The sequence below is a fragment of the Halalkalibacterium halodurans genome (genome assembly GCF_004376175.1).
GTDB lineage: Bacteria > Bacillota > Bacilli > Bacillales > Bacillaceae_D > Halalkalibacterium > Halalkalibacterium halodurans.
Genome location: NZ_SNUY01000019.1, coordinates 17,815 through 43,077, shown reverse-complemented (window position 1 = coordinate 43,077; position 25,263 = coordinate 17,815). Strand labels below are relative to the sequence as shown.

Here is a 25,263-nt window from a genome sequence, read left to right as displayed (position 1 = left end):
TGAAACACCCCCTATACTCTTACCGCTTCCAACGTTTCAATTAGCAATTGAGCAGAAGGAGCTTCTAATTGAATGTCCACTTGAAATCCTGCTTCTTTCGCCGCTTTTGAGGACTCCGGTCCGAACGTAATAACCGTTTTAGCTTGCGATAACGTCCCAACGGATTCCCCGCATTGCTCTAGCCCGTCTATTACGGCATTGACAGAAGCGGCACTCGGAAACACAAGCGTTTCAATTCGTCCTTCATCAAGCAACCGCCTACAGGTTCGAAGCGATTGAGGGACCAATGCCTTTTGATGTGTCGAGACATAGCTTGCCCCTTCGAACGAGTATTTTCGCTTCATTTCATTTTCTTCATCACCGAAAATGATCGTTTTCCCTCCAGCAGGCAACTCTTGCAAGAGGGCCGCAGTACAGGCAAAAGAACGAATGATTTTAAGCGATTTTTTTGAGGCTGCAAAAAAGGAGCCGCGAATGTGCCGAATGTCAATGCTTTGTTCAGTTAAGCTTTCAAAGAAAAAGTGGACACTATGGGGTGAAGTGAAAACGAGGTGATCCGCCTCTTGCACCTCATTAGGGGTTACTCCCCATGGTTTCGATGTTACATGCCAACGTGGAAATTCGAACACTTCGGCTCCTGCCTCCATAAGAGTTTTCGCTAGCCCGCCTTCCTCTGCAGTCGTCCTCCCGATCAACACTTGATGGCCAAAAAGACGCTGCGACTCAAACCAACTTTTCTCTGTTCGTAATTTTCCGATATTACCGACTAGAGTAATGGCCGGGTTTGTGATACCTTCCTCCTTTACCCTTGAAACAATTGTATTTAAACGTCCTTCGACGACACGTTGCTTCCCGATCGTTCCCCATTGGATTAATAGAACACACGTTTCTAGATCCCTTCCGTGGGCGATAAGCTGTTCCGTGATGTACGGAAGGTTGCTTACCCCCATGTAAAAAGCGATCGTATCAATACCGTTAGCTAATGCATGCCAATCGATGAGCGGTTGTCCAGATGGCGATTTATCGTGGCCGGTTACAACCGTAAAGGAAGCCCCATAATCCCGATGAGTCACGGGAACTCCAGCATAGGTAGAAGCGCCAATTCCTGCGGTTATCCCAGGAACGATCTCATACGGCAAACCTGCTTCTTTTAGCACATCTGCTTCCTCTCCAACTCGTCCGAATACGCTCGGGTCTCCCCCTTTTAAGCGAACGACGACTTTTCCTTGGCGTCCCTTTTCAATTAACAGTTCATTAATCGCTTCCTGCCTAAGCAAATGGCGGTCTGGTAGTTTTCCGCAATAGATCAATTCCGCTTCGGGTTTTGTCCACTCTAAAAAGAGCGGATTCACTAAACGGTCATACAGTACGACATCGGCCTTTTGTAAACAATCTTTTCCTTTTAATGTCATAAGGCGAAGATCACCAGGTCCCGCTCCTACTAAGTAAACTTTTCCTTGTTTGTTCATCGCGATTTCTCCCACCCATCAAAGTTATTTCCGAGTTTTTATATCTGTTTTATAAACAATATCCTATCATAAAAATCTTTTTTCATCTTCCCCTTTTTCATTCCGTTTATGTCCAAGGGCTATTAATTATATCTTACACGACCGACATGTGCGTTCCAATTTATTTGTAAGAAAATCTAACATACCCTCTGTTCCTCTTGTTCCACTTATGCTATAGTAAAAATCAACAAAGGTCAGAACATTTTGAACAAGACGCTAATGAGGGGTTGAATCACGTGTCTTATAAAGATAAAAAAGTGATTACAATTGGGATGGTGAGTGAGTTAACCGGGTTGACTGAACGGAAAATTCGTTACTACGAGGAGCGCAAACTTGTGTTTCCTGAGCGAACGCCCGGAGGTACGCGCAAATACTCTTTTTTAGATGTCGAACGTTTAATAGACATTGCGAACAAAATGGAAGACGGTATGCAAACATTTGAAATACGAAAAATGGAGCAAAAGCAGTTGCGAAAAAAAGAAGTTCGGGATCGCATGTTGCGAGGACAGCTTAACGCAGCGTTCAACCTTCGCAAATAGTCTTAGTGCCACATCGGCACTAAGGCTATTTTTTGCCCTTATACATCGTTAGATCGCTTTCGCATTATGCTTGGCAGTAAAGTAAGTTTTCACTTACGATTAGTGATCATCAGTGGACATGCTCACCTTGATTCACTTCATCGTAGTTGGTTGCTACGTTTTTAGTGGGTAACTGTACGGCTTTCCTATTTCAAAAAGGATAAGCATACTTCCCTGCCCACGAGACAAACTAACAGCACTTACCACACTTGCGAAAGTAGGGATACGATGTATGAGTGTGTCATAGTTGGCGGTGGTATCGCAGGGTTACAGGCAGCCATCCAACTCGGTCGATACGAACACCATGTGGCGATAATTGATAATGGCGGTGGTCGCTCCTCTCTTTGCCGTAGATACCATAATCTTCTTGGGTGGCCTGACGGCATCAGTGGCCAAGCGATACGTGAAGCAGGGAGAAAACAAGCGACTTCACTAGGCGTTGAATTCATCGACAGTTCTGTTCATTCGGTTCGCAGGCAAGCTGAGCATTTTGTTATCGAGACAGAAAGTACGACCTTTGAAGCGAAGCGATTGTTATTAGCCACTGGCATTAGTGATCGTATTCCACCTTTTCCTTCTTTATATCCTATGCTCGGCAAGCACGTTTTTCTTTGTCCTGATTGTGACGGTTATGAAGTGAGAGGTCAAGATACGATCGTCATTGGTTCCGGTCAGGCAGGAGCAAACCTCTCTTTAGCACTGACGTATTGGAAGCCCAATTTGATGTATATTAACCATGAACAGCAGCCTCTTTCTCCTGAAGTCGAACAAAAGCTAGCGAGCAAAAACATCTTGGTTGTTCATGAAAAGGTTGAGACGATCTTACATGATGAAGAGACATTTCAAGGGGTTATGTTACAAGATGGGACCGTTCATTCAGCACCGAAAGCTTTTCTAGCCATGGGCGGGGCAAAGGTTGAATCCGACTTAGCAAAACAGCTTGGTGTCGAAAGGCTCGAAAACCACCATATTGTCGTCAACCCACGAACGAAAGAAACGAATGTTAAGCACGTTTGGGCAGTAGGCGATGTAACAGTCCATTCGCAGCTACTCTCCATCGCCATGGGGGATGGAGCTCAAGCAGCCATTTGGATACATAAAAGCCTACTGCACGAAAGGACGTGATGGAATGCAAACGTATTTTAAGCTTATTTTCCTTCTTTCAGCCTCCCTCCTCTGTCTTGGTTTGGCAAGTCCAGATGATTCAAATAAAGGCGCGATGAAACGAGCAGCCATCATTATTGATGATTTTGGCGGGGATGTAAAGGGTGTTGATGATTTTTTAACAGGAGAGATTCCAGTTACCGTAGCGGTTATGCCCTTTCTTGAACACTCAACAAAACAAGCAGAAATAGCCCAAGCAGCCGGACTGGAAGTAATTGTTCATATGCCTCTTGAGCCGAAAAAAGGCAAAATCTCGTGGCTTGGGCCAAGTGGAATCACAAGTAATTTATCCGTGGGAGAAGTGAAGAGTCGCGTGAGGAAAGCCTTTGATGATATCCCCTACGCAGTTGGCTTAAACAATCACATGGGGTCGAAAATCGTTGAAAACGAAAAAATCATGCGAGCCATTCTCGAAGTGGTAAAGGAAAAAAATGCATTCATTATCGATAGTGGCACAAGCCCTCACTCCCTTATTCCTCAATTGGCAGAGGAGCTAGAGGTTCCTTATGCGACGAGGAGCATCTTTTTAGACAATACTCACTCATCTAGAAAAGAAGTTATAAAAAACATGCGTAAGCTCGCAAAAAAAGCAAAACAAGGTTCCGAGCCAATCGGGATTGGTCATGTGGGGGTACGTGGGGATGAGACGTATGCTGGAATCCGTTCCATGTTGGACGAATTTCAAGCAGAGTCGATTCAACTCGTCCCCGTCTCTCAACTACTGCCAAGCCCTATTGAAGAAGACCACAACAAGTTTTGGCAACAACCTTTTCAAGCAAAGGAGTGAATGAACATGAAGACAATGAAAACTCTCGTGATCGTCATCGGCGTCCTCGCTCTTTTGTTTATCGTAGCAATTGGCCATGTGAGGGACCAAGATCAAGCACTCATTCAAACGAAGGAGATCCCAAAAACGTTAGAAACAGAAGCGATGGATCATCTTCTAGCAGAAGATTTATCCCTCACGACGTCGATGTTTATTAAGCAAATGGCGGAACAATTGCAGAGGTGGTCCGAGCAATTAGAAGAAGATCCGACGATAAAGGATGAGTTCCGGCAACAAATTGACGAGCACCCTCACATGCAAGGATTTGCCATCGCTGAAGCGAACAAGATTACACAGAAAGTCGGTACCCTTCACCGTGATGATGTTAAAGCTCTTACCCATGTGCATCACAATCAACGTTACTCGGACCCTTACAATGTGGATGACAGCACCTATATGCTCATCGGTGAAACAACAGACGACGGCCGCCTATTGATCGGTGAATTGAACCTTGAGTTTGTGAAAAAGTATGTCAAGGATATTGCCGCTGTCGCTGATACGAATGGAAATTTTTTCATCGGTGGTGACAACCCCGATGTGAGTTGGCAAGACCAAGATGAACGGGCGACACAGCTTACATCAGAAACTGTGCCGGAACTTGGCTGGGATATTCACGTCCAATCTGAAGGACAAGAAGAGGAAGGTCCCGCCTACCATGAGCATCAGGCCGTTATCCGGTTTAAACCAAACCGTGACCCAGCTGCATGGTTCGCCACCAATCCTTATCGAGTAGTAGAGGAAGCACCTCCATTCTTCGTCATTGAGTCACCAAATCAAACGACAGTTGAAATAGTAGAGGCATTGTCACGTGATTATGACTTGGACTTTGCAGAGCCTAACTATCGCTTCACAAAGCAAATACAGACTCCAGTCACTCCGAACGATGAGTTTTTTAAAGAATATCAATGGAATTTACAGCAAATAGACATTGAAGAAGGCTGGTCACTGGCTAGCGGAGAAAACGTAAAAATCGCGATTCTCGATACAGGGGTAGACCCGAATCATCCTGACATTAAAGATAAAATTGTCAATGGATACAATGCTGTAGAAGGAAATGATAACTTTGCGGATAAGCACGGACACGGTACTCACGTCGCAGGGGTAGCCGCGGCTGTGACGAACAACGTTACGGGGATTGCAGGCATTTCATGGAAAAGCGAAATCTTACCAGTGAAAGTACTGAATGATAACGGGGAAGGAAGTTCATTTGAAGTAGCAAAGGGGATCTATTGGGCAACAGATCATGGAGCGAAGGTCATCAATATGAGCTTGGGGGACTATTATCATTCTGATGCATTGCGTGACGCCGTCAAATATGCCTATGATCACGATGTCGTCTTAATTGCAGCCTCAGGAAATGACAATGTGGAAGACCCCCTTTATCCAGCAATCTACGAAGAAGTTCTAACCGTGGCTGCTGTCGATGATACGAGGAACCGAGCATTCTTTTCAAACTTCGGAAAGCATATCGATGTCACAGCACCAGGGGAGCACATCCCTAGTCTCTTCCCTGACAACCAGTATACCGTCATGTCTGGGACCTCTATGGCTTCTCCCCACGCTGCAGGTCTTGCTGGGCTAATCCGCAGCTTACGGCCCGATCTTAGCAACCAAGAGGTGATGGACATTATGAAGGAGACCGCGAAGGATCTCGGTCCAAAAGGACACGATGTGTACTACGGACATGGTGAAATCGACATCGAGGCCGCGTTAAAAGCCATTCGTACCTCATAACACGTCGACCAAATCAAAAAGAAGAGGCTTCTTCCTCTTCTTTTGATACATAATCATAAACCCATTTCTTCTTTCATGCGTTATTTTCGGGCAATGTAAAGCTATGCTAAGAGCATAATCCTTATATCCCTACTTAAGCGTTATTTTCCACTTTCTTGTGCATGTAGATAGGCATATATTTTCTCAACCGCTTCCTCGACCGTTAACTGATCCGTATCAATGATCAGTTCTGGATTGACTGGCTCTTCATACGGTGAGCTGATACCAGTAAATTCCGGAATAGCACCACTTCTAGCTTTCTTATAGAGCCCTTTCGGATCACGTTTTTCACAAGTTTCGAGCGGACAGCGCACATACACCTCAATGAATTCTCCATCATCTAAAATCCCTCGAACTTTGTCACGATCTTCGCGAAATGGTGAAATGAAGGCGGTTGATGTGACAACTCCTGCGTCCACGAACAATTTAGCCACTTCTCCAATCCGGCGAATGTTCTCCTTCCGATCCTCTTCACTAAAGCCTAGTCCCGCATTCAAACCGTGACGAATGTTATCCCCGTCTAATACATAACTATGAATCCCTTCTTCAAAAAGCTTTCGATCTAAGGCATTGGCAAGCGTGGATTTCCCCGAACCAGAAAGACCAGTGAACCAAACAACACAACTTTTTAGACGATTTCGCTTTTGCCGTTCTTCTTTAGACACACTCGCTTCATGCCACACAATGTGCGGCTGATTGGACGTTCCCATTATTTCTCCACTCCTTTATTTTCTTCAAATTCATATCTGTTTACTATGTTTTAAAGTTAAACAATGGTAAGCTGTCGCTGTTAGCCCTCTTTCACCTTATTCATTTCCTAACCCTTTCAGATGCCGCCACCTTGATCGTGAGTCGTACGCTTCTCTTGGCGAACTGTATGAATCAAGCTAAACGTACCAACGGTAGCAATAAACACACTAACAATGACGAAAAATGTATATAGATCTGCCTGCAAAAATAAGAGGACAAATCCGTACGAAAGCACGAGAGAAAAGATGGGCGAAACAATCCAAACTTTTATAATTTGTTTAATGATGTTTTTCTGCCAGAGCTTAAAGCCATTATCCGCCGTACCGACCCCGACAATGGCTGAGGTCGTTACTTGTGTTAATGGGACAGGCAAGCCGAAAATCGAAGCGATAATGACAAGACCCCCACCTGTGATCGATACTGCGCTTCCTTGAAGCAATGATAAGCGGGTAATCTTTTTTCCGTTCGTTTCGAGTACCCTTCCACCTAAAAGCAATGCTCCGAGAGCGACGAAGGCGCCACCTACAACAACAGCAAGCTCAATCCCAATCAAACCTGCTCCTACGAGAGGACCGACCGCATTTGCGACATTGTTCATTCCAGCGGCGAACGCTTCCATACAACCGCTAAGGATGAGAAGGATGACAAGCCACTTCCGCCATTTCCCCTTTCCTCTTAAAAACGGCCACTTTTTTTCGGCGCGTTTAATTAAAAAGCCTGACACAAGGGAGAGGGCGAAAGCTACAATCGGCACGATCACCCAAAAGGAAACGATGATGAGTAATTTCTCAAAATAAAGAGATTGATAGGCAATACCGACCCCGACAATCGCTCCAACGACAACCTCACTTGTGGATAGGGGAATACCTAATATATTCGCAATAAACAAGCTTAAGCAAGCGGCACCTAGCATGACAATGACCGTTTCAATTTGGACGATGTCGCTAGGAATAATGCCGCTACCAATCGTTTTTACCACTTCTCCTCCTGAGAGGGCACCGATAAAGGCGCAAATGCCGACGAGTAGCATGGCAACGACTTTTCGTTTTATGGCGCCGCTCCCGTAAGCAGGTCCCATGGCAGCGGCTGTACCACTTGCCCCGATGTTCATGGCGAAGAAGAAGGCAATGGCAAATGCTACAACAGTCAGCATTCGTACTCATCCTCTCATCTTAAACTTCTACTTTTTTTTGCATCCCTTTGATCAATACGTTCACAACCTCAGGGCGGCTAAATTCAGGCGGTGGTGTCACACCGTTTGCGAGCATTTCACGAACCTTCGTCCCAGATAAAATGACGTGATGCTCTTTACCATGTGGACAAGTTTTTGTAGAAGCCATGTTTCCGCATGCCTTGCAGTAAAAGCTATGTTCGAAAAAGAGCGGTGTAATGCCTAGTTCTTCTCTTGTGAAATGATGGAAAATAAGCTGCGCGTCATACGTTCCGTAATAATCGCCTACTCCTGCATGGTCACGCCCTACAATAAAGTGGGTGCAGCCATAGTTTTTGCGAACAAGAGCGTGGAAGACCGCTTCCCTTGGTCCAGCATAGCGCATCGCTGCAGGGAATACCGCTAAAAATACACGGTCTTGCGGATAATATTTTTCTAACAATACTTCGTAGCTTTCCATTCGAACATCAGCTGGTATATCGTCCGCTTTTGTTTCCCCGACAAGAGGGTTTAAGAAAAGACCGTCCACAATTTCAAGGGCTGTTTTTTGAATATATTCGTGGGCACGGTGCACGGGGTTTCTCGTCTGGAACCCGACCACACGTTTCCAGCCTTTTTCTGCAAAAACGGCTCTCGTTTCCTTTGGATCAAGATAGTAACTTGAGAATTTCGTCCGCTCCACCCGTTTCGTTAACGTAATTGGACCACCAATATAGACGTTTGGACGATCAAATAACTTCTTCACCCCAGGGTGGGCAAGGTCGGTCGTCCGGTAAACATTTTCAGCCTCCACTTCTTTATCTGGTTGGTAAATATCCTCGATAGTTAATAGGCCGTAGGTTTCGCCTTGATGATCAAGCTTGACGACATCCCCAACGGACAAGGTGGCAGCTTTTTCTTCTGTCACAGGCAATGCAATTGGAATGCTCCAGACCGTCCCATTTTCAAGTCGCATCGATTCAACAACTGATCTGTAATCTTTCTCTGTAAGAAAACCTGTCAAAGGGCTGAACGCCCCTATTCCAATTAGTTCCAAATCGGACAATGAAAAGGCATCGAGCTCAATTGATTTTTCTACACTTTCTACATTTGCTTCTGGATGAAAACGTTGGACCAACGTTCCTCCATGTGGTTGACTTAATGACATGATGATTCCCCTCCACTTTTTACTCTTTATTTTTAGAAATTACTGGTGCAATCCACACTCTGTTTTTGATGTGTTGGACCAGCGGCCTGCTCGTTCATCTTCTCCTTCTTTTACAGGACGCGTGCAATACTCGCAGCCGATACTTGGATACTGCTTATCATGAAGGTCATTATACGGTAATTGATGAAGCTCGATATACATCCAAATTTCCTCACTGGTCCAATGGATTAAAGGACAAATTTTCGTTGAACCAAAGCGGCGATCCTCATTCACAAATTGAGTATTTTTTCGAGTCGGTGATTGATCTCGGCGCAGCCCTGACATCCATGCGTCGTATTGGGCAAGTTCCTTCTCCAACGGGACGAGCTTCCGCAACTTACAGCAAAGGTCTGGTTGACGTTCCCACAGGCGATCACCGTATGTTTCTGCTTGCTCCTCAGGTGTAAGTTCCGGCTTCACTAACTTCAGCTGAAGCTTCGGGTACCGCTCCTTGACCCGTTCAATCAATTCATATGTTTCTGAAAAATGAAAATCTGTATCGAGAAAAATGACTGGAGCGTCCGGCCTCACTTTACTAATAAGATCGATTAGAACCATTCCTTCCGCCCCCATGCTACAGGCGTACACGAGCTTATCTCCATATGTTTTGTACGCCCACTTAATCACATCGAGGCTATCTTTACGCTCCAAGGCTTGATTGACTTCGTTTATATTCACTTGGATTGATTGGTCCACCATTATCCCTCCTTGTTGATATGTAGATTTTCGATTCACTATTTCAGCCTAAATCGGGACAGCATTGGTGTAAAAAAAGACACAAAGCTGGCCTATTCACCAATTTTGTGTCGCCTCTAGTTTGTCTAGTCAGCGCTCATGCTACAATCGGACTTTTTCATTTTTTTCAATTTGAATCACTTTTCCATTCTGTACGACAATTGTCACAGATCCATACTTTAATCCTTCCAATAGGTCTTTCACTTTGTCAAAGACAGGCTCTAATTCTTTGTTTACTGGCTGTGTCAATGAAATGTCCTCCCTTCATCCATAATCAATCGTTAAAGGAGGGTTTTAATTCCATGTAATTTTATATGATTTATTAGTTTAATAGTATTCTATCGATCTTAGCTAAAAATGTCAATGTGAATTTTGTCTCCGCGGCATAATCGGGCTCGTCAAAAAAACAGAAGACGTGTTAGCGAAGCAAATTAAAAAACCACACCTTTTTAATAGTGTGGTTCACCTCCATTATTGCTCTATAAGCTCCCCTTCAATATTGGAAAGGTTCCGCTCTCCATCACCGGTTAACGTCACATTACCTGCTATACTATCGATGGTCATTTTCCCTTGCCCACCACGGACCTCAACAGAGCCATTGACCTCTTCTATCGTGATCGCACTGGAGCCCGCAATAACGGCAACATCACCAGTTATTGTTTTCATTGTCACATCACCGGTTTTCGCATGCACCGTAATAGGCCCATCAACTTCTGCGATATTAATCCTACCTGCGCCGTCGGTTATGTGGATCTCTCCTCGAATTTGACGCAAATGAATCGGACCAGCTCCTTGATTGATGTGGAGATCATTGGTTGCATTTTCGATCAATAGCTCTCCTTCCGCTTGCTTTAATTCGATACTTAAATCGGAAGGAACCGTAATCATTAAATGAATACGTCCTTCTTCCGCTTGATCAGGGCCAAGAATCTTTGTGTTTAACGAGACAACATCTCCCTCCCGCTGAAGGATGGCCGATGTGAAGGCTTCGCGAAAGGCATTTGCTTCCTCCTCTGATTCCCCTGTGACTGCATAAGACACATCTACCTCAATTGATTCCGTTTCGTCATCTCCACGGATCGTAACGTTTCCTTCCGCTAAATCAAGGGTAAAGGAACCCGCTCCTTGCGCGTCCACAGACAATATCTCACCTTCCTCTACGGTGACTAAGTTACAACCAGTCATCATAAGTAAAAAAACGACTAAACAACCTACCCTTTTCATATCGTTCTCCTTTTTTTCTGTTTGCGTTCGTCACAAACATCCTCTCCTACCTAACCTTATCAAATCCTCTCCTTAGCAACAAGTTAGAAAAACTAGCTCACGACCAAGTCTTACTAACGGAAGCGCTCGTTTTTTCTTATCCTTTAAAGGAGCTAAAAATAAAAAAAGGCAGAGGACCCTGCCTTTTCATTCGTCTCTAGTAAACGGAATCAGTTCTGCCGGTGGCTTTTGGATGTCCACATATTCGATTTTATATCCTTGTTGTTTTTTCGCCAAAAAGGTTTTACGGGTAATCGGTCTTGGTGTAGACCATTGCAAAGACTCAATGTTTTCCCATGTATCGTGAGTGATTATCTCTTGTTTGTAGTAATATTCGTTCCCAGAAGGATATCGTTCACATCGATACTTTACAGTCTGTTTCGTATGCACACCCATCACCTTTCAACTTCCATTGTGTTTTCTTATAAGTCATTTCCAAATTTGCCTCAATCCATACACTCTGTTCCTTGACAAAGAGTTTGACCGACCGATAGTATGAAAATGAAGTAGTAGGGTCGTGACCAACATGTTCAAAAAAATATTATTGAGAAGAAGTGATTCTTTATGCAAAATCTCATTAAGCAAAACATTATGGATAATGACTTAAAGGAACTTGTTATCCCATTCGATAAAGTAGCCCATGTTCACTTGTCCAATCCTTTAGAACACGCGCTCCTCGTTTTAATTAAATCTGGGTATACGGCCATTCCAGTATTAGATGAACATTCGAAATTACACGGAGTCATTAGCAAGTCACTCATTCTTGACGCATTACTCGGCGTTGAACGGATTGAAATGGAGCGGCTAGCACACCTCGTTGTGAAAGACGTCATGAACCCTGAGATTCCAACGATTCATCATAAGGCTTCCTTTTCTCGCGCCTTAAAAGTCTCCATCGCGCACCCGTTTATATGCATTCTTGATGACGACGGCTCATTTTTAGGTATCCTTACAAGAAGCACGATCCTTTCCTTTATCAATCGCCAATTGCAACAGCCAAAATAAACATAACATGGGTAAGGAAACACATCGCTTTTGTTTGCGATGTGTTTTTTGTTGGTTTAACGTTACTATAAAATTCATTTAAGCCTCTGCTTATCCAAAGACTTCCTTCATAAGCAAAATAGTCGCCTGTATTTACTTAAAAGTGGTACGATAAAACCGGTTTTACGTTTACCATTAATCGTAAAAGCGAAGGAGTGGATTTTATGGAACATAAGTTATTTTCATCATATGTTGTGAAAGGCGTGACGTTAAAAAATCGAATCGTCATGTCACCAATGTGCATGTATTCCAGTGATCAGAAAGATGGAAAAATACGTCCATTTCATATCAGTCATTACGAGTCTCGCGCTGCCGGTCAGGTAGGCCTTATTATAGTAGAGGCAACGGCCGTTACACCTCAAGGACGAATTTCCCCTTATGACCTCGGCATTTGGAGTGACGATCACATTTCGGGCTTAACAGAAACAGTGGAGCGCATTCATGCTCATGGAGCTAAGGCGGCGATCCAACTAGCCCATGCTGGTCGAAAAGCGGAGCTAGACGGGCCGATTATTGCTCCTTCTGCGATCCCATATGACAAGATGAAGACCCCTGATGCGATGACAGAAGAGCAAATCTCCGAAACCATCGAAGCGTTTAAACTAGGAGCGCTTCGGGCAAAGAAGGCCGGGTTTGATATCATTGAAATTCATGGGGCACATGGCTACTTAATCAATGAATTTTTATCACCACTTACCAATAAACGAACCGATGCTTATGGCGGGAGCCTTGAAAACCGTTACCGTTTATTACGAGAAATCATCAGCGAAATTCAAACCGTTTGGGATGGTCCACTATTCGTTCGCATTTCTGCAGCAGAATATGCTGAAGGGGGAAACGAACTCTCCGACTTTATCACATTAGCGAAATGGATGAAAAAACAAGGAATTGACTTAATCGACTGCAGTTCAGGTGCGGTCGTCCCAGCACCTATTCCTGTATATCCTGGCTACCAAGTGCCTCTAGCAGAAGCGATTCGTCATGAAGCAAATATTGCGACTGGAGCGGTTGGTCTCATCACATCTGGGATTCAGGCTGAGGAAATTTTACAAAACGAACGAGCTGATTTAATCTTTGTGGCCCGTGAATTATTACGGAATCCCTACTGGCCAAGAGAGGCGGCGCTTGAACTAGGAACGACGATTAGCGGACCGAGCCAATATGACCGAGCATGGCTTTAACGAGACACACCCCTCAAGGAAAAAAGAGGGGTGTGTTACATAGACTGAAAATAGCGATGGAGAGCAGATTCACGAGCACGAAACATCCGTCTTAAGAAGAAGATTACAAGCTTGTTCGCCATCTTAATCTCGTATTGGATTTCATCGATCATCACCGTTCTCTCTCCTTCCGTTGTAAAACGATGAGTATGCCTCCAATAGACGATCGGAAATGGCATCTTGATCGCTACATCTGTAAAGGAAAAAGGCGGATTGTAAGCTTCAATATAGGCCTTCCATTGAAAGGGGATTCCGAGGACAAAGAGCTTCATCTCAATTTCGCTCCCTTGTGTTGTCTCCGACGTTGAGTCTAGCACGACCTTTGGGATCTTCGTCAAAGTTTGTAAATTAGTAGGGGATGAAAAGAAAGCCCACACTTCCTCGTGCGGAGAAGTGATCGTCGTTCGATAAACAAATGTTCCTTTTCCCATTGCACTCCTCCCATTTTTTGCTTATAGTAAATAAAGCGTAAAGCTAAGGTAGCTTACTGTACATAAGGATGAGGTGGATGTTGTGTCGGTCAAATTCGGATGGATTCTATTTTTTGCGATGCTTCTATTATGGACTAGCTTTTCATGGCAGCCACTCGATTTTTGTATTGTATTCCCAATATCTCTCGTCATTCTTTCGGCTATCGCCATCTTTTTTAGTCGCATCCCCATTAAGCGGAAGCCGCCTTTGACCATTTGTGGTTTTGCCCTTCTTAGTGGCCTCTTCCTGTACGGGCTTTTCGCCTTTGGCAAGTGGCTGATCACATTGACAGGGATTCCACTCCTCGCTTCCCTTGAAACGCTTTATGACATGATTCGTCCTACCGAATGGTGGCATTATTTCGTCCTTTTTGTTTTCATCATTCCTGGAGAGGAGCTTTTTTGGCGTGGGTATGTAGTAGGAACTCTTCATAACCAAATGTCTGAAGGACGAGCGATTATCTTTGGGGCATTGCTCTATGGAATAGTCCATGCTGCTTCTAGTAGCCTCCTGCTCGTACTTGCTGCTTTTTTGGCCGGCCTTGTTTGGGGATGGCTGTTTGTTCGCACGAAATCGATTTGGCCACCGCTCCTCTCTCACCTACTCTTTGATGCTTTATTACTCATTTGGCTCCCTCTTATGTAAAACGCCCATGACGATATTGTCCCGGGCGTTTGTATTAAGCGTATATGTTTATGAGCAATCCTTTAATTTCTCCGACCATGTTGAGGATATCGAGACCTTTTTTTTCTTTTGCTAATACAGCGTCCGTTAAGTCTAATAGTTTTCGATCTACTTCTTTCACAATTTTATAGATTTTCGTACGCCCTCGGCGATTAAATCCCCGTCTTTCTTCTAACCGCAATCCGAGCTCTACCGCATCTCCAACAAACTCTTTCACAAGCTCTTTATATTTTCGCAATTCTTCTATCGTACGAGTTTCCGACAATAGCTTCCCTTGATCATCAATTTTGGACATCAACGCTTGTAGTCGTTCATATGCCTTCTCATCTCGCTGTTTGCCCATCACTTCAGAAAATGACACGCCTGCTGCTGTCTGTTGTTTTTTCGAATCCACCCGGTGTAATCCGGCTTTTCCTACCCGTTGTACATCCATCGTTCTTCCTCCGTCCTTCGAGCTTATCTTACGACTATTGTAGCATATTTAATAGAAGAAAAAGCGAAAGGAACAAAGTCCCTCTCGCCCAAACATTATTGAAGCAATTGTAGCACCCCTTGTGGAAGCTGATTCGCTTGCGCCAACATGGCGGTTGCTGATTGATTAAGGATGTTGTTTCGAGTAAATTCCGTCATCAAGAGAGCCATATCTGCATCGCGGATTCGAGATTCTGAAGCCGTTAAGTTCTCGTGTGTCACCTGCAAGTTGTTCACTGTATGCTCCAAACGGTTTTGCACAGCTCCTAGTTTTGCTCTAGCGTCTGATAATTTATTGATGGCTTGATCGATTTGGAAGATCGCCTTGTTCGCATCTGCGTTAGTCAATACGCTAACTTCTTCGATTCCAAGTGTAACGACATCCATTTTCGGAATATCAATCATCACATTTTGATTTGTGTTTGGCCCAATTTGAAACGATAGAGCGTTATTTGTGATCGTAAATTCTAAGTTCCCTGCTTCGATGTTGTTGTAGAAATTGTACTCCACACCACCATGACGGAACATTCCATTGTTTGATGTTAAGGTGCGTGAAGCTTGAATTGGCTCAAATGTGCCGTCGGTTGATCTTTGCAGCGTGAGATCAGCCTTAACTTCAAGCTTGATCTTCACAGTACCAGAAGTCGAAATTTTCGTTGTATCGATTTGAATGCCCGCTACGGTTTCATTCGTTGTTCCATTCGTGCCAATTCCAACTACCTTTGTCCCTACCGATAAGCCGTCTGGGTCTAAAATTTCGATTTTCGCATCACCGTTTGGCACCACTTCACGAACAAGAATGGAGTATTCTCCAAGCTTCATTTTATTTTCCTCATCCACTGAACCGATCGCATCAGCAAATGAGATATCCCCGTCCTTTAAACCAGCAGACGGCTGAGTCACACTTGAAGAGTAGGAGACGTTTTCCACAATTAAACGATATTCTCCCGATTTCAAATTAGCATCCGTCACCCGCGGGAATCCTTCGAGATTCACTTCGTTTGCCCCTGCATCAAATGTAGTGAGTACAGCACTAAAGCCGTTCAACAACTTGCGCGTGTTAAATTCCGTTTTCTCAGAAATGCTGTCAATTTCCAATTTTAACTGGTCGATCTCTTTTTGAATTTGCTCCCGATCATATTCTGTATTTGTGTCATTCGCCGCCTGAACCGCAAGCTCGCGCATCCGTTGTAGCATGGCGTGCACTTCCTGCATCGCACCTTCAGAGGTTTGCATGAGGGAAATGCCGTCCATTGCATTGCGTTCTGCCATTTTTAACCCGCGAATTTGCGAGCGCATTTTTTCTGAAATCGCTAGGCCTGCCGCATCATCTGCTGCACGATTAATGCGAAGACCTGATGATAATTTTTCTAAGTTTTTTGATGTTAGAAATTGGTTTTGGTACAAATTACGATACGCATTTAACGCTTGAATGTTATTGTTAATTTTCATTGGTCGTCTCCCTTTACCCTTTATTTATGATTCATGCATCACTGCATTTTCGTACATTGTCGCCTTTTGTTTCACCGACTTCGATTGGCGATCTTGCCTTGTTTTCATCGCTTTCGTCCAAGCAGACATAACCAGTGTTAGCAGCTTGATTCCTTCGTTTACCTTGACTACATCCTTTTGATAGTTCGCCTCCACGAGAAGGTCTACAAGGTAGTTGTACAATTGGTCGAGCTGATCAGCAATGATTCCAGCCTCATAATTTAATCCTGCGCCTAAGCGGTGCAAGATGTCGATTGCTCGTTGGATCGACTCATTGGCCCTTATGTAGTCTTTTTCCTCTATCGCGCAAACAGTAGCTTCCATCTTATCCAAACACGCTTCATAAAGAAGCGCCGTGATTTCCTCAGGACTTTTTTGATGGAGTGCTTCATTGGTTAACAGTTGCGACACATGGACACCTCCAGCGGATGATTCTATTTTATTTATCGACGTGATTAAAGCAGAGTTTAATAGTTCTTTTCCATTTCTTCGATAAGCAATAAAATTTCGGCCATAACCGAGTAAAGCTGTGGTGGGATGTTATCCCCTAAATCCATGTCAAGCAAGTTTTCAACGAGCAGCGGATCTTCTTGCATGTGAATGTTGTTCCGTTTAGCCATGTCAATAATTTGTTCTGCGATTTGTCCTTTTCCGTGGGCCACCAATTTCGGAGCATCACCCGACGTTTCATCATACTGAATTACCGCTGCTGTCCGGCCACTTGTATGACGCCGTTGGATTTGGTTCATGTGCCTAGAAATGATCATATTTTAAAATCAAACCCTTTCTCCGTAAAAATAGGCTGTGTAGGTTGTTGAGCACGCTCGCCATCCTCGTCCCGCTTCACTTCAACGTCTGTTGCTTTTGCAAACTTAATCCCAGATACTTGATAACCAATCTCTTCTATTCGCTCACTCGTCTTTTCAACGAGAGGCTCCATTTTCTCTGGAAAATCATCTAAGTCATTTTTTAACGTAACGGATAATTGACGATCTACGACTTGTACAAGTATGCCGATTTCTCCAAGTTTTTTCGTCTCAATTAAAAAGAACAAGCTACAATTTTCCCAATCAACCTTCTGTCCCTCGTTCCGTGATTGAACAAACACTTGCAAATTCTCCACTTGCTTCTCTAATAAAAATGGTAAGTTCATAAACAATGTTTGCATATTGGTATGGTGATCAGCCTTGCTCAAAAGCTGCTGCCCAGTTACATTGTTCAACGCTTGATTTGCGAGCTGAAAGGTTCGTGAGCCTTCTTCCTCCGAGCGAAGCATGTGCAAAAGCAATGCTTTCATATTTGATTGACTGTTATGTTGCCCTGGATCTCGTCCAGAAGCAAACTGCTGAGCCAACTCACTGTCACGATTAAATCCGACAGCCCGAATCGCTTCAAACATCCCTCTTGCCGACGCGTCCTGTCCAACTTGCCTTGCTGTATCCGCAAATAGTTGTGGCAAGGTCGTATCACGAGATGCCAGGGATGTGTAATGCATGACTTTCGTTTCGGACGGCTTGTAATGTAGCCGATCAACAAGTTGCTTCACTTCTTGGACGATGCGGTTCGCTTCATGATGTTGTCCTTTCGCTAGAAGTTTCTTAGCCTCAGCTAACTGCCCACTTGCTTGCATGAGCCTCTTTTCTGTTTTCATATCGGCAAACAGCATGAATTCTCCTTTTAAAATCGCATGATCAAGCTTTTTGATCGTCGTTTCTAACAAAGGTTGAGCCGAACGATTCGCTTGTGAGCGTACTTGTTCAATGATTCGATTGATCTCAACTAAATGCCGGCTTATATCCCGTTGAAATGTTTTAAAACGATCTGTTAAATCAGCCATTTTTTCTGTTACAGTCGTGACAGCAATCGCTTTACTATTTAGAGCTACAGCTGTTTGGAACTGCTCTTGCCCTTGGTATAAGCCAGTAGATGGGACGTTTTCCTTAGGAACAGCTTCTTGTTCCAGTTGATCCAACGCTTGGTGAACAATTTGTCTTGCCGATAGCTCTCGTCCTTGTTCAAACCGAGCCTCTGCTGCTTGAATGGCTTGCTCCACTGCCATTTGCAACCTAGGGCCTTCACCTAATCGAGTCATTACGTCATTTCGCACCTGTTCAATTGCTTTTAGAAAGTCGCTCTCTGTTTGAAGTTGCTGGCGCATCGTTTGAATGACGTCCCCAAGATTTGGCGCTCGCTCACCGGTAGCCATCCGCGCTTCAATCCCTTGGATGACACGCTCGACTTGAGCAAGGGCATCATTGTTCATTTTCGGAAGCTGCTCAAGTACTTTGACTAATTGAGTCTTTGTATTTTCGGGCAAGGTGTGCTGCCTTAACAACTGCTCAATCCGCTCACGCATGACTTGAACCGAGGCATTCCGCTCATCTTGAGCAACCGTTCTCTCACGTCCGTCCACGTGAAACGTTCGATCCACTTCTTTTACTAGCTCTTGCATCACATCATTTATCGGTCGTCCATGGAGAGCTTCATGGATTGAGCGCAGATGGGCACCCGTAAGCTCTAAACGTTTGTTTGCTAACGCTTGGATCGTCTCTAACCGTTTATCCGTATCCCCGCTCGCAACAAAACGTTGGAGCTCACGTACGCCATCTCCTGTTAATTGGATTCCTTTGTCCAACAATATTTGCGCCGCCCGTACCAATTCAGTTGACGGCTGCTTCACTCCTAAATGTTCTAAAACCGTTCTTGCCGAGGATGAAGGAGGGGATTCCACCGATCGTTGGGTGCCGCGACTATCTTCGGTAATCGATCGGACCGTTATCGGTTCCTTTCCCGCTTTGGCTACTTCAACAGTTACCCGCTCTCCTTTAGGCACCCCTTCCTTAAACGTTGCTACTATTTCACGCCCTCGAACCGAAAGCACTGCTTCATGCTCGCCCCGTCGCTCTGTAATCGTCGCTCGAAGGATATCCCCTTCTCGCAGTGAGGTTGAACGCTCTTGTGACGGCTGTTGTCCCGGTTGTAGCTGACTTGTAATCTGCATCCATTTTCACGCTCCGTTCTGTTGTTTCCCTACTACTACTATCGGTTAGTGGCTTGCAATCTTACATAGTCACAACGCAAAAAAACTTAGCCTATAGGGGAAGTCTTGTTTTTGGAAGTAAAAAAGATCGGGCCTCCCTTAAAGCCCGATCAATCATGCTGAAAAAAATCTCGGTCAAAGCTCGTTCCTTTTTTTGTTTCATCTACCTCTTTAAAAAGATCCAAGTCTTTTCCTTTGGCGACAATCGGTTTACCATACCGTTTATGGATAGATGAAATGGTTTCTGCTAGCGTCGCCTGCTTAATCTGCTCTTCATAGCGAAAAAGGTCCAGCGGCTCATAGGCATATTTTTTGTCGATCACATCGTACCCAGTGACTCCTAGAAGCCTGATAGGTCGACCATTCCATGCTTGCTTCCATAAGGAAAGAGCTACGGTAAAAATATCATCCTTTTCTTGAATCGGATGCTCAAGCTTCCTACTTCGTGTAATCGTCTTTCGGTCATCGTAGCGAATAGTTAACTGGACACCATAGCAAAACACATGTTTTCGTTTCATTCGTACATGGACTGAGTGGGAAAGCTGATGCAACACGTCCGTTAACCGTCCCTCATTTGTCGTGTCCTCCGGTAAAGTTGTCGAGTTGCCCACACTTTTAAAATGAAAGACAGCCTCTGGGTCCACAGGTCGTTCATCAATCCCATTGGCCCGGCAATGAAGCCTCGGCCCATTAATACCAAATTTCTTCTCTAACCATGCAGGATCTGCTTTCGCTAAATCACCGATTGTATGAAGCTGATACTTTTTATAGGTATCAACTGATCGTCTGCCAATCCCATACATCTCTTCGATCGGAAGGGACCATAGTTTTTCAGCGATGTCTCGTTTTCTAAGAACCGTAATGCCAAGGGGCTTTTTCATATCGCTCGCCATTTTAGCTAAAAATTTATTTGGGGCGATCCCAATGCTGCACGGAAGATCCATCTCAGCAAGGATTCGCTGCTGAATCTCCTTTGCAAGCTCAAGCGGATGAACTTTTTTTATCGTAGTCGTCACATCCATATACCCTTCATCTATCGATACTTTTTCGACCAAAGGCGTATACTCCTCAAGCAAAGAAAAGATCTTCTGCGAGGCAGATCGATAACGATCAAAGTTAGGAGGGATCAAGATCAATTCAGGACATTTTCTGAGCGCCTGCCAAACCGGTATCGGCGATCGCACACCTTTCGCCCTTGCTTCATAGCTACTCGTGACCACGATTCCCCGTCGATCCTTCACACTTCCTGCGACAGCAATGGCTTTTCCTTTTAACGACGGGTCGTACGTCATTTCCACAGACGCATAAAAACTATTCATATCCACATGGAAGATCACACGTCCCTTTCCCATTTGACCTCCCTCCTTCCAGAAAACAAAATGCTTTTCTTTATTATACGAAAAAACGTTCCCCTTGAAAAATAACTCGACAAGAAAACAGAATTTTCAATAAATTTCAGCCCTTTTTCATCATTTTTTTAGAAAAAGTATGTTACACTAAATGAAAGGATCGGTATTTACTAGATGAAGGAGGTTGGCTGCGTTGAGAAAAAGACAACTCATGCCTCATGAGGAATACACAAACTTATTTAAAAAAGTAATTCTCGTTAATGAATGGTACAAGCAGAAGTATATTAAAACACCGACCATTGCAGAAATTGCGATGATGGTCGGTGACTCTGAAGAAAAGGTGTTAGAATGTCTGGAGTTTGGAAATCCGATGCACGCCAACGCGTTCCCTGTTCATTAATTTGCTCGTTTGCGAATGATGGCGCGGGCGATGTGAACTCCGTTTGCTCCCGCCTGCGCTAATCCTCTCGTAATTCCAGCGCCATCTCCACCAGCATAAAGACCGGCAATTTCCGTTTCAAATTCTTTCGTTACTTGCGGTCTAGCGGAATAAAATTTTGCCTCAACTCCGTAAAATAACGTATGCTCTGAGGCAATCCCAGGGGTGACATGGTCAAGTGCTTCCATCATTTCAATTAAGCTTTTCATCGTATTATAGGGAAGAACGAGACCTAGATCTCCCGGAACTGCTTCTTTTAACGTCGGCTCGATGAATCCTTCTTTAATTCGCTTCTCCGTCGAGCGGCGGCCTCGTAAAATGTCACCATACTTTTGGACGATGACCGAACCATTGGATAAATCGTTTGCCCGCTCTGAAATTTCTTTGGCGTATTGAATCGGGCGATCAAACGGCTCTGTAAAAGTGTGGGAGACGAGTAGGGCGAAATTCGTATTCCGGCTTCCTAGCTCCTTCGCTTTATAAGCATGTCCATTGGCAGTCATGACCCCGCTATGATTTTCTACAACGACGTGACCTGATGGATTGGAACAGAAGGTTCGTACCTTCGTTCCTACTGATGTGTTGTAAATAAATTTAGCTTCGTACAGATGGCGGTTTATGTCTTCCATAATCACATCAGATGTTTCCACCCTTACACCAATATCCACTTGGTTGTTGATCATCGTTAATCCGCGCTTTTTCAACAATCCTCCGAGCCATTCAGATCCGTCACGCCCTGGTACGATCACGACTTGATCAGCGTATAACTCTTCGCCTTTTTTCTTTAAACGTACCCCTTTTACCTTTAAGCCATTTTCCGTCTTTTCTGTTAGTAGATCTTCCACCTCGGTACGGAAACGTGCTTCTAGTCTGCCTTCTAACGACTCATAAATATTTTTTAAAATTTCTAAGTTTTTCTCTGTTCCTAAGTGTCGTACTTGCGCTCTCAATAGTTTAAGTCCAGCCCCCATAGCTCGCTTTTCAATGCCCCTTACCGCCTCAGTCGTAGGGTCTGTTATTTCATCGGGAGCCCCATATTTCAAATTAACCGCGTCTACATATTGAATCAACTCAAGAACTTCGGACGGTGGGAGGTAATCCTGCATCCACCCACCAAACTCCGTCGTAATATTAAACTTCCCGTCTGAATAGGCACCAGCTCCACCAAAGCCAGCCGTAATGGAACAGGCAGGCAAACAGCCAGCAAACTCTTTTCGTCCTGCTGGCGGTGGACATTTTTCAATTTTCTTTTCATTAATCGGACAGCGCCGTTGATAGATCGAATGTCCTTTATCTATTAATAACAATTTGAATGTCGGTTGTTTTTCAAGCAATTCATAGGCAGTAAAAATACCTGCCGGACCAGCTCCAACAATAATGACATCATATGCATTGTTCATAACTCAACCTCCAACGTTTGTCTTTTTGCTCAAAAACCTTATTCATATTAACAAAAAAAACACAAAATATCAACATTAATCGAATATTAATATCAATAACCGTTTTCAATGTTCGTTTTTAAATGTTTCATTTTAGTTTAACTTTTAAAATTCGACCTATCGCCAACTCTATATGAACGTACAAAAAAACCGCACCTAGGATCAGGTACGGTTCTTCTCTATTAATGGCTATACGCTTACAGCTTCTTTAGCAATCGAGACGATCGCTTCCGCCGCTTTCACCAGTTCAACAATCGGCATTTTTTCATTAGTCGTATGAATCTCCTCATAGCCAATGGCTAGGTTTACCGTCGGAATTCCGAATCCGGAAATGATGTTGGCATCACTACCTCCACCGCTTTTCAGCAGTCTTGGCTCACGGCCAATATTCGTTAATGCTCGTTTGGCAACTTCAACGACGAGGTCGCCATCATCTAGCTTATAGCCTGGATACATAATGTCAACTTTCACCTCAGCTGTTGTCCCCATATCCTTGGCGGTTTGTTCAAATGCATGTTTCATTTTCTTCACTTGTGCTTCCATCTTTTCAGTGACGAGGGAGCGAGCTTCAGCCAAAATATCGACACGGTCGCAGACGATATTCGTTTGTGATCCACCCTCAAACCGGCCAATATTGGCGGTTGTCTCGTCATCGATCCGTCCGAGGGGCATTTTCGAAATCGCCTTCGCCGCCACTGTGATCGCCGATATCCCTTTTTCAGGAGCGACCCCTGCATGTGCAGTCTTACCGTAAACAGTTGCCCGTACTTTTGCTTGAGTTGGTGCAGCTACGATAATGTCACCAACAGGGCCATCACTATCTAGGGCATACCCGAAAGCCGCTTTCAGTTTGGAGCGGTCAAGTGCTTTGGCCCCAACTAATCCTGATTCCTCTCCGACTGTAATGACAAACTGAATCGGACCGTGGGGAATTTGCTGTTCCTTTAAAACGAGAATGGCTTCGATCATGGCAGCAATTCCTGCTTTATCATCAGCTCCTAAAATGGTCGTTCCATCTGTCACGATATAGCCATTTTCAATCGACGGCTTTACATTTTGACCTGGAACGACCGTATCCATGTGGGACGTGAAATAGATCGTCTCCCCATCTGTCGTACCAGGGAGAGTGCAAATTAAGTTTCCTGCCGCATGCTCTGTTGTGGAAGCCGCTTCATCCTCTTCCACTTCAAGCCCTAACGCTTGAAACTTTTCTTTTAAAAAAGGAGCAATTTTTTCTTCATGCTTCGTTTCAGAATCAATTTGAACTAGCTCTAAAAATGTTTCGACTACTCGTTTTTCGTTAACCATCATAACCTCCATCGCGATCGTACATCGTCTATCACGTTTTACGTTTTCAGTTTATTGCTCTTTCTTCTCACAAAACTCGTATAGTACCCCTCTCGCTGATCTTGGATGGAGAAAAGCAACCTGAGCTCCCCTAGCACCTGGAACAGGCTCGTCATTAATCATCTGCACACCGTTCTCTTTCACTTCTTGAATTCGCTCTTCAATCGATTTAACCCCAATGGCAATGTGGTGGATCCCTTCCCCTCGCTTTTGAATAAATTTAGCGATTGGACTCTCCTCCGATAATGGCTCAAGGAGCTCAATTTTCGATTCACCAATTTCAAGAAACGCGATTTTCACACCTTGAGATGGAAGGTCTTCCATCCCTAAAAGCTTTAATTTAAGGCTTCCTACATAAAACGGAAGAACATCCTTAATCGATGTTACGGCAATTCCAATATGATCGAGCTTGTTTGATTTTTCAGCCATGTTCCTCACCTCACCGTCATTTTACCACGGATTGACCGACATGACGAATATTGGTCTTCCCATCAGTTACAATTGCTCCCTTGTCCGAAAAAGCATTTCCTTATACAATAAAGAAGAGTGTGCTTGAGGAGGGTATAAGATGCCACGAAAATTTCAACAATTAATCATTTATATTATGATTATCACAATTGTCGTTGGAAGCTTGTTAATGGGCGTTTCCATTTTTTAAGTAAGTATAAGAAGAGGGTGACTCGAAAGGTGTTGGAGTCGCCCTCTCCCTTTTAAAGGAGGCTAGCATTGAACAATCGGACCGTTATGTATCATCGATTCGGCCATCCTGCTCACGTGTTAACGATAGAAAATCGATCCACCATTGCCCCAAAAAGTGACGAAATGGTCGTACGTACGATCCTAAGACCGATCAACCCTTCTGATTTAATTCCGATCACAGGTGCTTATGCTCATCGCACCTCCCTGCCTGGCATCCCTGGCTATGAAGGGATCGGAATTGTGGAAGAAGTAGGAAATCCCATTCTCAAATCATAGCTCGGAAAACGTGTGCTTCCATTAAGAGGGGAAGGGACTTGGCAAGACTATGTCACGGCACCTGCTAGCTGGGTCGTCCCCGTCCCAGATTCAATCGCTGATTGGACGGCAGCACAACTATACATAAATCCAGTGACCGCTTGGGTGCTTTGCACTGAATGGTTAAATAGAGTCTCGGAATAAATAACAATTTTCCGGGTGAAATGAACCAAAATTACTGGAAATTGGATTGGAATGGCCTGCACACTCATTATTTTCATTGTATTTTCAAAAATGTGCATGACAAAGAAACCTATTGCCATTATTTTTTTAAAAATTGACTAGGCGGCTTTAGGAAAG

At 44.2% G+C, this 25,263-nt stretch carries 27 protein-coding genes and 1 pseudogene; 10 read left to right on the top strand and 18 right to left on the bottom strand.

The features are described from left to right. Positions 1-11 precede the first annotated feature (11 nt). Positions 12-1,469 carry a uroporphyrinogen-III C-methyltransferase gene (gene cobA, locus E2L07_RS08305; RefSeq protein ID WP_134229335.1) on the bottom strand — a complete coding sequence of 486 codons (1,458 nt, stop codon included), beginning with the start codon at positions 1,467-1,469 and terminating at the stop codon, positions 12-14. A gap of 275 nt (positions 1,470-1,744) precedes the next feature. Here cobA and E2L07_RS08300 point away from each other — a divergent pair, with 275 nt between their 5' ends. From E2L07_RS08300 to E2L07_RS08285, 4 genes are all read left to right on the top strand, one after another. Continuing rightward, a complete protein-coding gene (locus E2L07_RS08300; RefSeq protein ID WP_010897659.1) occupies positions 1,745-2,047 on the top strand; it encodes a MerR family transcriptional regulator in 303 nt (100 codons plus the stop codon). 267 nt (positions 2,048-2,314) lie between these two features. Continuing rightward, positions 2,315-3,211: an NAD(P)/FAD-dependent oxidoreductase gene (locus tag E2L07_RS08295; RefSeq protein WP_134229334.1), complete on the top strand. Its 897-nt coding sequence runs from the start codon at positions 2,315-2,317 to the stop codon at positions 3,209-3,211. Between the two features lie 4 nt (positions 3,212-3,215). After that, positions 3,216-4,037, top strand: a complete 822-nt coding sequence (locus tag E2L07_RS08290) for a divergent polysaccharide deacetylase family protein (RefSeq protein WP_134229333.1) — start codon at positions 3,216-3,218, stop codon at positions 4,035-4,037. A 6-nt stretch (positions 4,038-4,043) separates the two neighbouring features. Further along, positions 4,044-5,810: a S8 family peptidase gene (locus E2L07_RS08285; protein ID WP_134229332.1), complete on the top strand. Its 1,767-nt coding sequence runs from the start codon at positions 4,044-4,046 to the stop codon at positions 5,808-5,810. A gap of 140 nt (positions 5,811-5,950) precedes the next feature. Here the strand turns inward: E2L07_RS08285 and cysC are convergent, their stop codons facing one another. From cysC to E2L07_RS08250, 7 genes are all read right to left on the bottom strand, one after another. Continuing rightward, positions 5,951-6,559, bottom strand: coding sequence for an adenylyl-sulfate kinase (gene cysC, locus E2L07_RS08280; RefSeq protein ID WP_053431451.1), 609 nt, complete (start codon positions 6,557-6,559; stop codon positions 5,951-5,953). A gap of 116 nt (positions 6,560-6,675) precedes the next feature. Then, the gene (locus E2L07_RS08275; protein ID WP_134229331.1) at positions 6,676-7,752 is read right to left on the bottom strand and encodes an inorganic phosphate transporter; all 1,077 of its coding nucleotides are present in this window, start codon (positions 7,750-7,752) and stop codon (positions 6,676-6,678) included. Between the two features lie 19 nt (positions 7,753-7,771). Beyond that, positions 7,772-8,917, bottom strand: coding sequence for a sulfate adenylyltransferase (gene sat, locus E2L07_RS08270; RefSeq protein WP_053431452.1), 1,146 nt, complete (start codon positions 8,915-8,917; stop codon positions 7,772-7,774). A 39-nt stretch (positions 8,918-8,956) separates the two neighbouring features. After that, positions 8,957-9,655, bottom strand: coding sequence for a phosphoadenylyl-sulfate reductase (locus tag E2L07_RS08265; RefSeq protein WP_053431453.1), 699 nt, complete (start codon positions 9,653-9,655; stop codon positions 8,957-8,959). 138 nt (positions 9,656-9,793) lie between these two features. Next, entirely contained in the window at positions 9,794-9,940 is a 147-nt protein-coding gene (locus E2L07_RS08260; RefSeq protein WP_010897650.1) for a YezD family protein, read from the bottom strand. 222 nt (positions 9,941-10,162) lie between these two features. Then, entirely contained in the window at positions 10,163-10,915 is a 753-nt protein-coding gene (locus E2L07_RS08255; protein ID WP_053431454.1) for a DUF4097 family beta strand repeat-containing protein, read from the bottom strand. Between the two features lie 186 nt (positions 10,916-11,101). Beyond that, positions 11,102-11,350 (bottom strand): hypothetical protein, encoded by a 249-nt coding sequence (locus tag E2L07_RS08250; RefSeq protein ID WP_407901429.1) that lies wholly within the window; start codon positions 11,348-11,350, stop codon positions 11,102-11,104. Positions 11,351-11,518: 168 nt separating this feature from the next. Between E2L07_RS08250 and cbpB the strand changes: the two genes are divergently transcribed. After that, positions 11,519-11,959, top strand: a complete 441-nt coding sequence (gene cbpB / locus E2L07_RS08245; protein ID WP_053431455.1) for a cyclic-di-AMP-binding protein CbpB — start codon at positions 11,519-11,521, stop codon at positions 11,957-11,959. Positions 11,960-12,162: 203 nt separating this feature from the next. Beyond that, a complete protein-coding gene (gene namA, locus E2L07_RS08240) occupies positions 12,163-13,179 on the top strand; it encodes an NADPH dehydrogenase NamA (protein WP_053431456.1) in 1,017 nt (338 codons plus the stop codon). Between the two features lie 35 nt (positions 13,180-13,214). On the opposite strand, the gene E2L07_RS08235 is transcribed toward namA, so the two are convergent. Then, positions 13,215-13,649, bottom strand: a complete 435-nt coding sequence (locus tag E2L07_RS08235) for an SRPBCC family protein (RefSeq protein ID WP_010897645.1) — start codon at positions 13,647-13,649, stop codon at positions 13,215-13,217. An 82-nt stretch (positions 13,650-13,731) separates the two neighbouring features. Here E2L07_RS08235 and E2L07_RS08230 point away from each other — a divergent pair, with 82 nt between their 5' ends. After that, on the top strand, positions 13,732-14,334 hold the full coding sequence (locus E2L07_RS08230; protein ID WP_134229330.1) for a CPBP family intramembrane glutamic endopeptidase: 603 nt from the start codon (positions 13,732-13,734) through the stop codon (positions 14,332-14,334). Positions 14,335-14,368: 34 nt separating this feature from the next. Here E2L07_RS08230 and E2L07_RS08225 read toward each other — a convergent pair whose 3' ends face one another. The 6 genes from E2L07_RS08225 to E2L07_RS08200 all read right to left on the bottom strand — a co-directional run bounded on the left by E2L07_RS08225 (position 14,369) and on the right by E2L07_RS08200 (position 20,727). Continuing rightward, the gene (locus tag E2L07_RS08225) at positions 14,369-14,806 is read right to left on the bottom strand and encodes a YaaR family protein (RefSeq protein ID WP_010897643.1); all 438 of its coding nucleotides are present in this window, start codon (positions 14,804-14,806) and stop codon (positions 14,369-14,371) included. A 95-nt stretch (positions 14,807-14,901) separates the two neighbouring features. Next, positions 14,902-16,296 carry a flagellin N-terminal helical domain-containing protein gene (locus tag E2L07_RS08220; protein WP_134229329.1) on the bottom strand — a complete coding sequence of 465 codons (1,395 nt, stop codon included), beginning with the start codon at positions 16,294-16,296 and terminating at the stop codon, positions 14,902-14,904. Between the two features lie 24 nt (positions 16,297-16,320). Further along, on the bottom strand, positions 16,321-16,746 hold the full coding sequence (gene fliS / locus E2L07_RS08215) for a flagellar export chaperone FliS (RefSeq protein WP_053431457.1): 426 nt from the start codon (positions 16,744-16,746) through the stop codon (positions 16,321-16,323). Between the two features lie 56 nt (positions 16,747-16,802). Further along, the gene (locus E2L07_RS08210; protein WP_010897640.1) at positions 16,803-17,102 is read right to left on the bottom strand and encodes an EscU/YscU/HrcU family type III secretion system export apparatus switch protein; all 300 of its coding nucleotides are present in this window, start codon (positions 17,100-17,102) and stop codon (positions 16,803-16,805) included. Beyond that, the gene (locus tag E2L07_RS08205; RefSeq protein WP_134229328.1) at positions 17,099-19,336 is read right to left on the bottom strand and encodes a coiled-coil domain-containing protein; all 2,238 of its coding nucleotides are present in this window, start codon (positions 19,334-19,336) and stop codon (positions 17,099-17,101) included. Before E2L07_RS08205 ends, E2L07_RS08210 begins: the two co-directional genes overlap by 4 nt. 149 nt (positions 19,337-19,485) lie before the next feature. Continuing rightward, positions 19,486-20,727, bottom strand: coding sequence for a DNA polymerase IV (locus E2L07_RS08200; RefSeq protein WP_134229327.1), 1,242 nt, complete (start codon positions 20,725-20,727; stop codon positions 19,486-19,488). 190 nt (positions 20,728-20,917) lie between these two features. Between E2L07_RS08200 and E2L07_RS08195 the strand changes: the two genes are divergently transcribed. After that, complete coding sequence (locus tag E2L07_RS08195) at positions 20,918-21,124, top strand: hypothetical protein (RefSeq protein ID WP_010897636.1); 207 nt, start codon at positions 20,918-20,920, stop codon at positions 21,122-21,124. Here E2L07_RS08195 and E2L07_RS08190 read toward each other — a convergent pair. The 3 genes from E2L07_RS08190 to mce all read right to left on the bottom strand — a co-directional run bounded on the left by E2L07_RS08190 (position 21,121) and on the right by mce (position 24,378). Further along, positions 21,121-22,563 (bottom strand): NAD(P)/FAD-dependent oxidoreductase, encoded by a 1,443-nt coding sequence (locus E2L07_RS08190; protein ID WP_053431459.1) that lies wholly within the window; start codon positions 22,561-22,563, stop codon positions 21,121-21,123. The two genes, E2L07_RS08195 and E2L07_RS08190, sit on opposite strands and share 4 nt — an antisense overlap. 228 nt (positions 22,564-22,791) lie before the next feature. Further along, a complete protein-coding gene (locus E2L07_RS08185) occupies positions 22,792-23,910 on the bottom strand; it encodes a M20/M25/M40 family metallo-hydrolase (RefSeq protein WP_134229326.1) in 1,119 nt (372 codons plus the stop codon). 51 nt (positions 23,911-23,961) lie between these two features. Beyond that, positions 23,962-24,378, bottom strand: a complete 417-nt coding sequence (gene mce, locus E2L07_RS08180; protein WP_010897633.1) for a methylmalonyl-CoA epimerase — start codon at positions 24,376-24,378, stop codon at positions 23,962-23,964. A gap of 139 nt (positions 24,379-24,517) precedes the next feature. Between mce and prli42 the strand changes: the two genes are divergently transcribed. Next, on the top strand, positions 24,518-24,607 hold the full coding sequence (prli42, locus tag E2L07_RS20775) for a stressosome-associated protein Prli42 (protein WP_010897632.1): 90 nt from the start codon (positions 24,518-24,520) through the stop codon (positions 24,605-24,607). 68 nt (positions 24,608-24,675) lie between these two features. Beyond that, positions 24,676-25,092, top strand: a pseudogene (locus E2L07_RS21210) (alcohol dehydrogenase catalytic domain-containing protein); the annotation flags it as partial. Positions 25,093-25,263 lie beyond the last annotated feature (171 nt).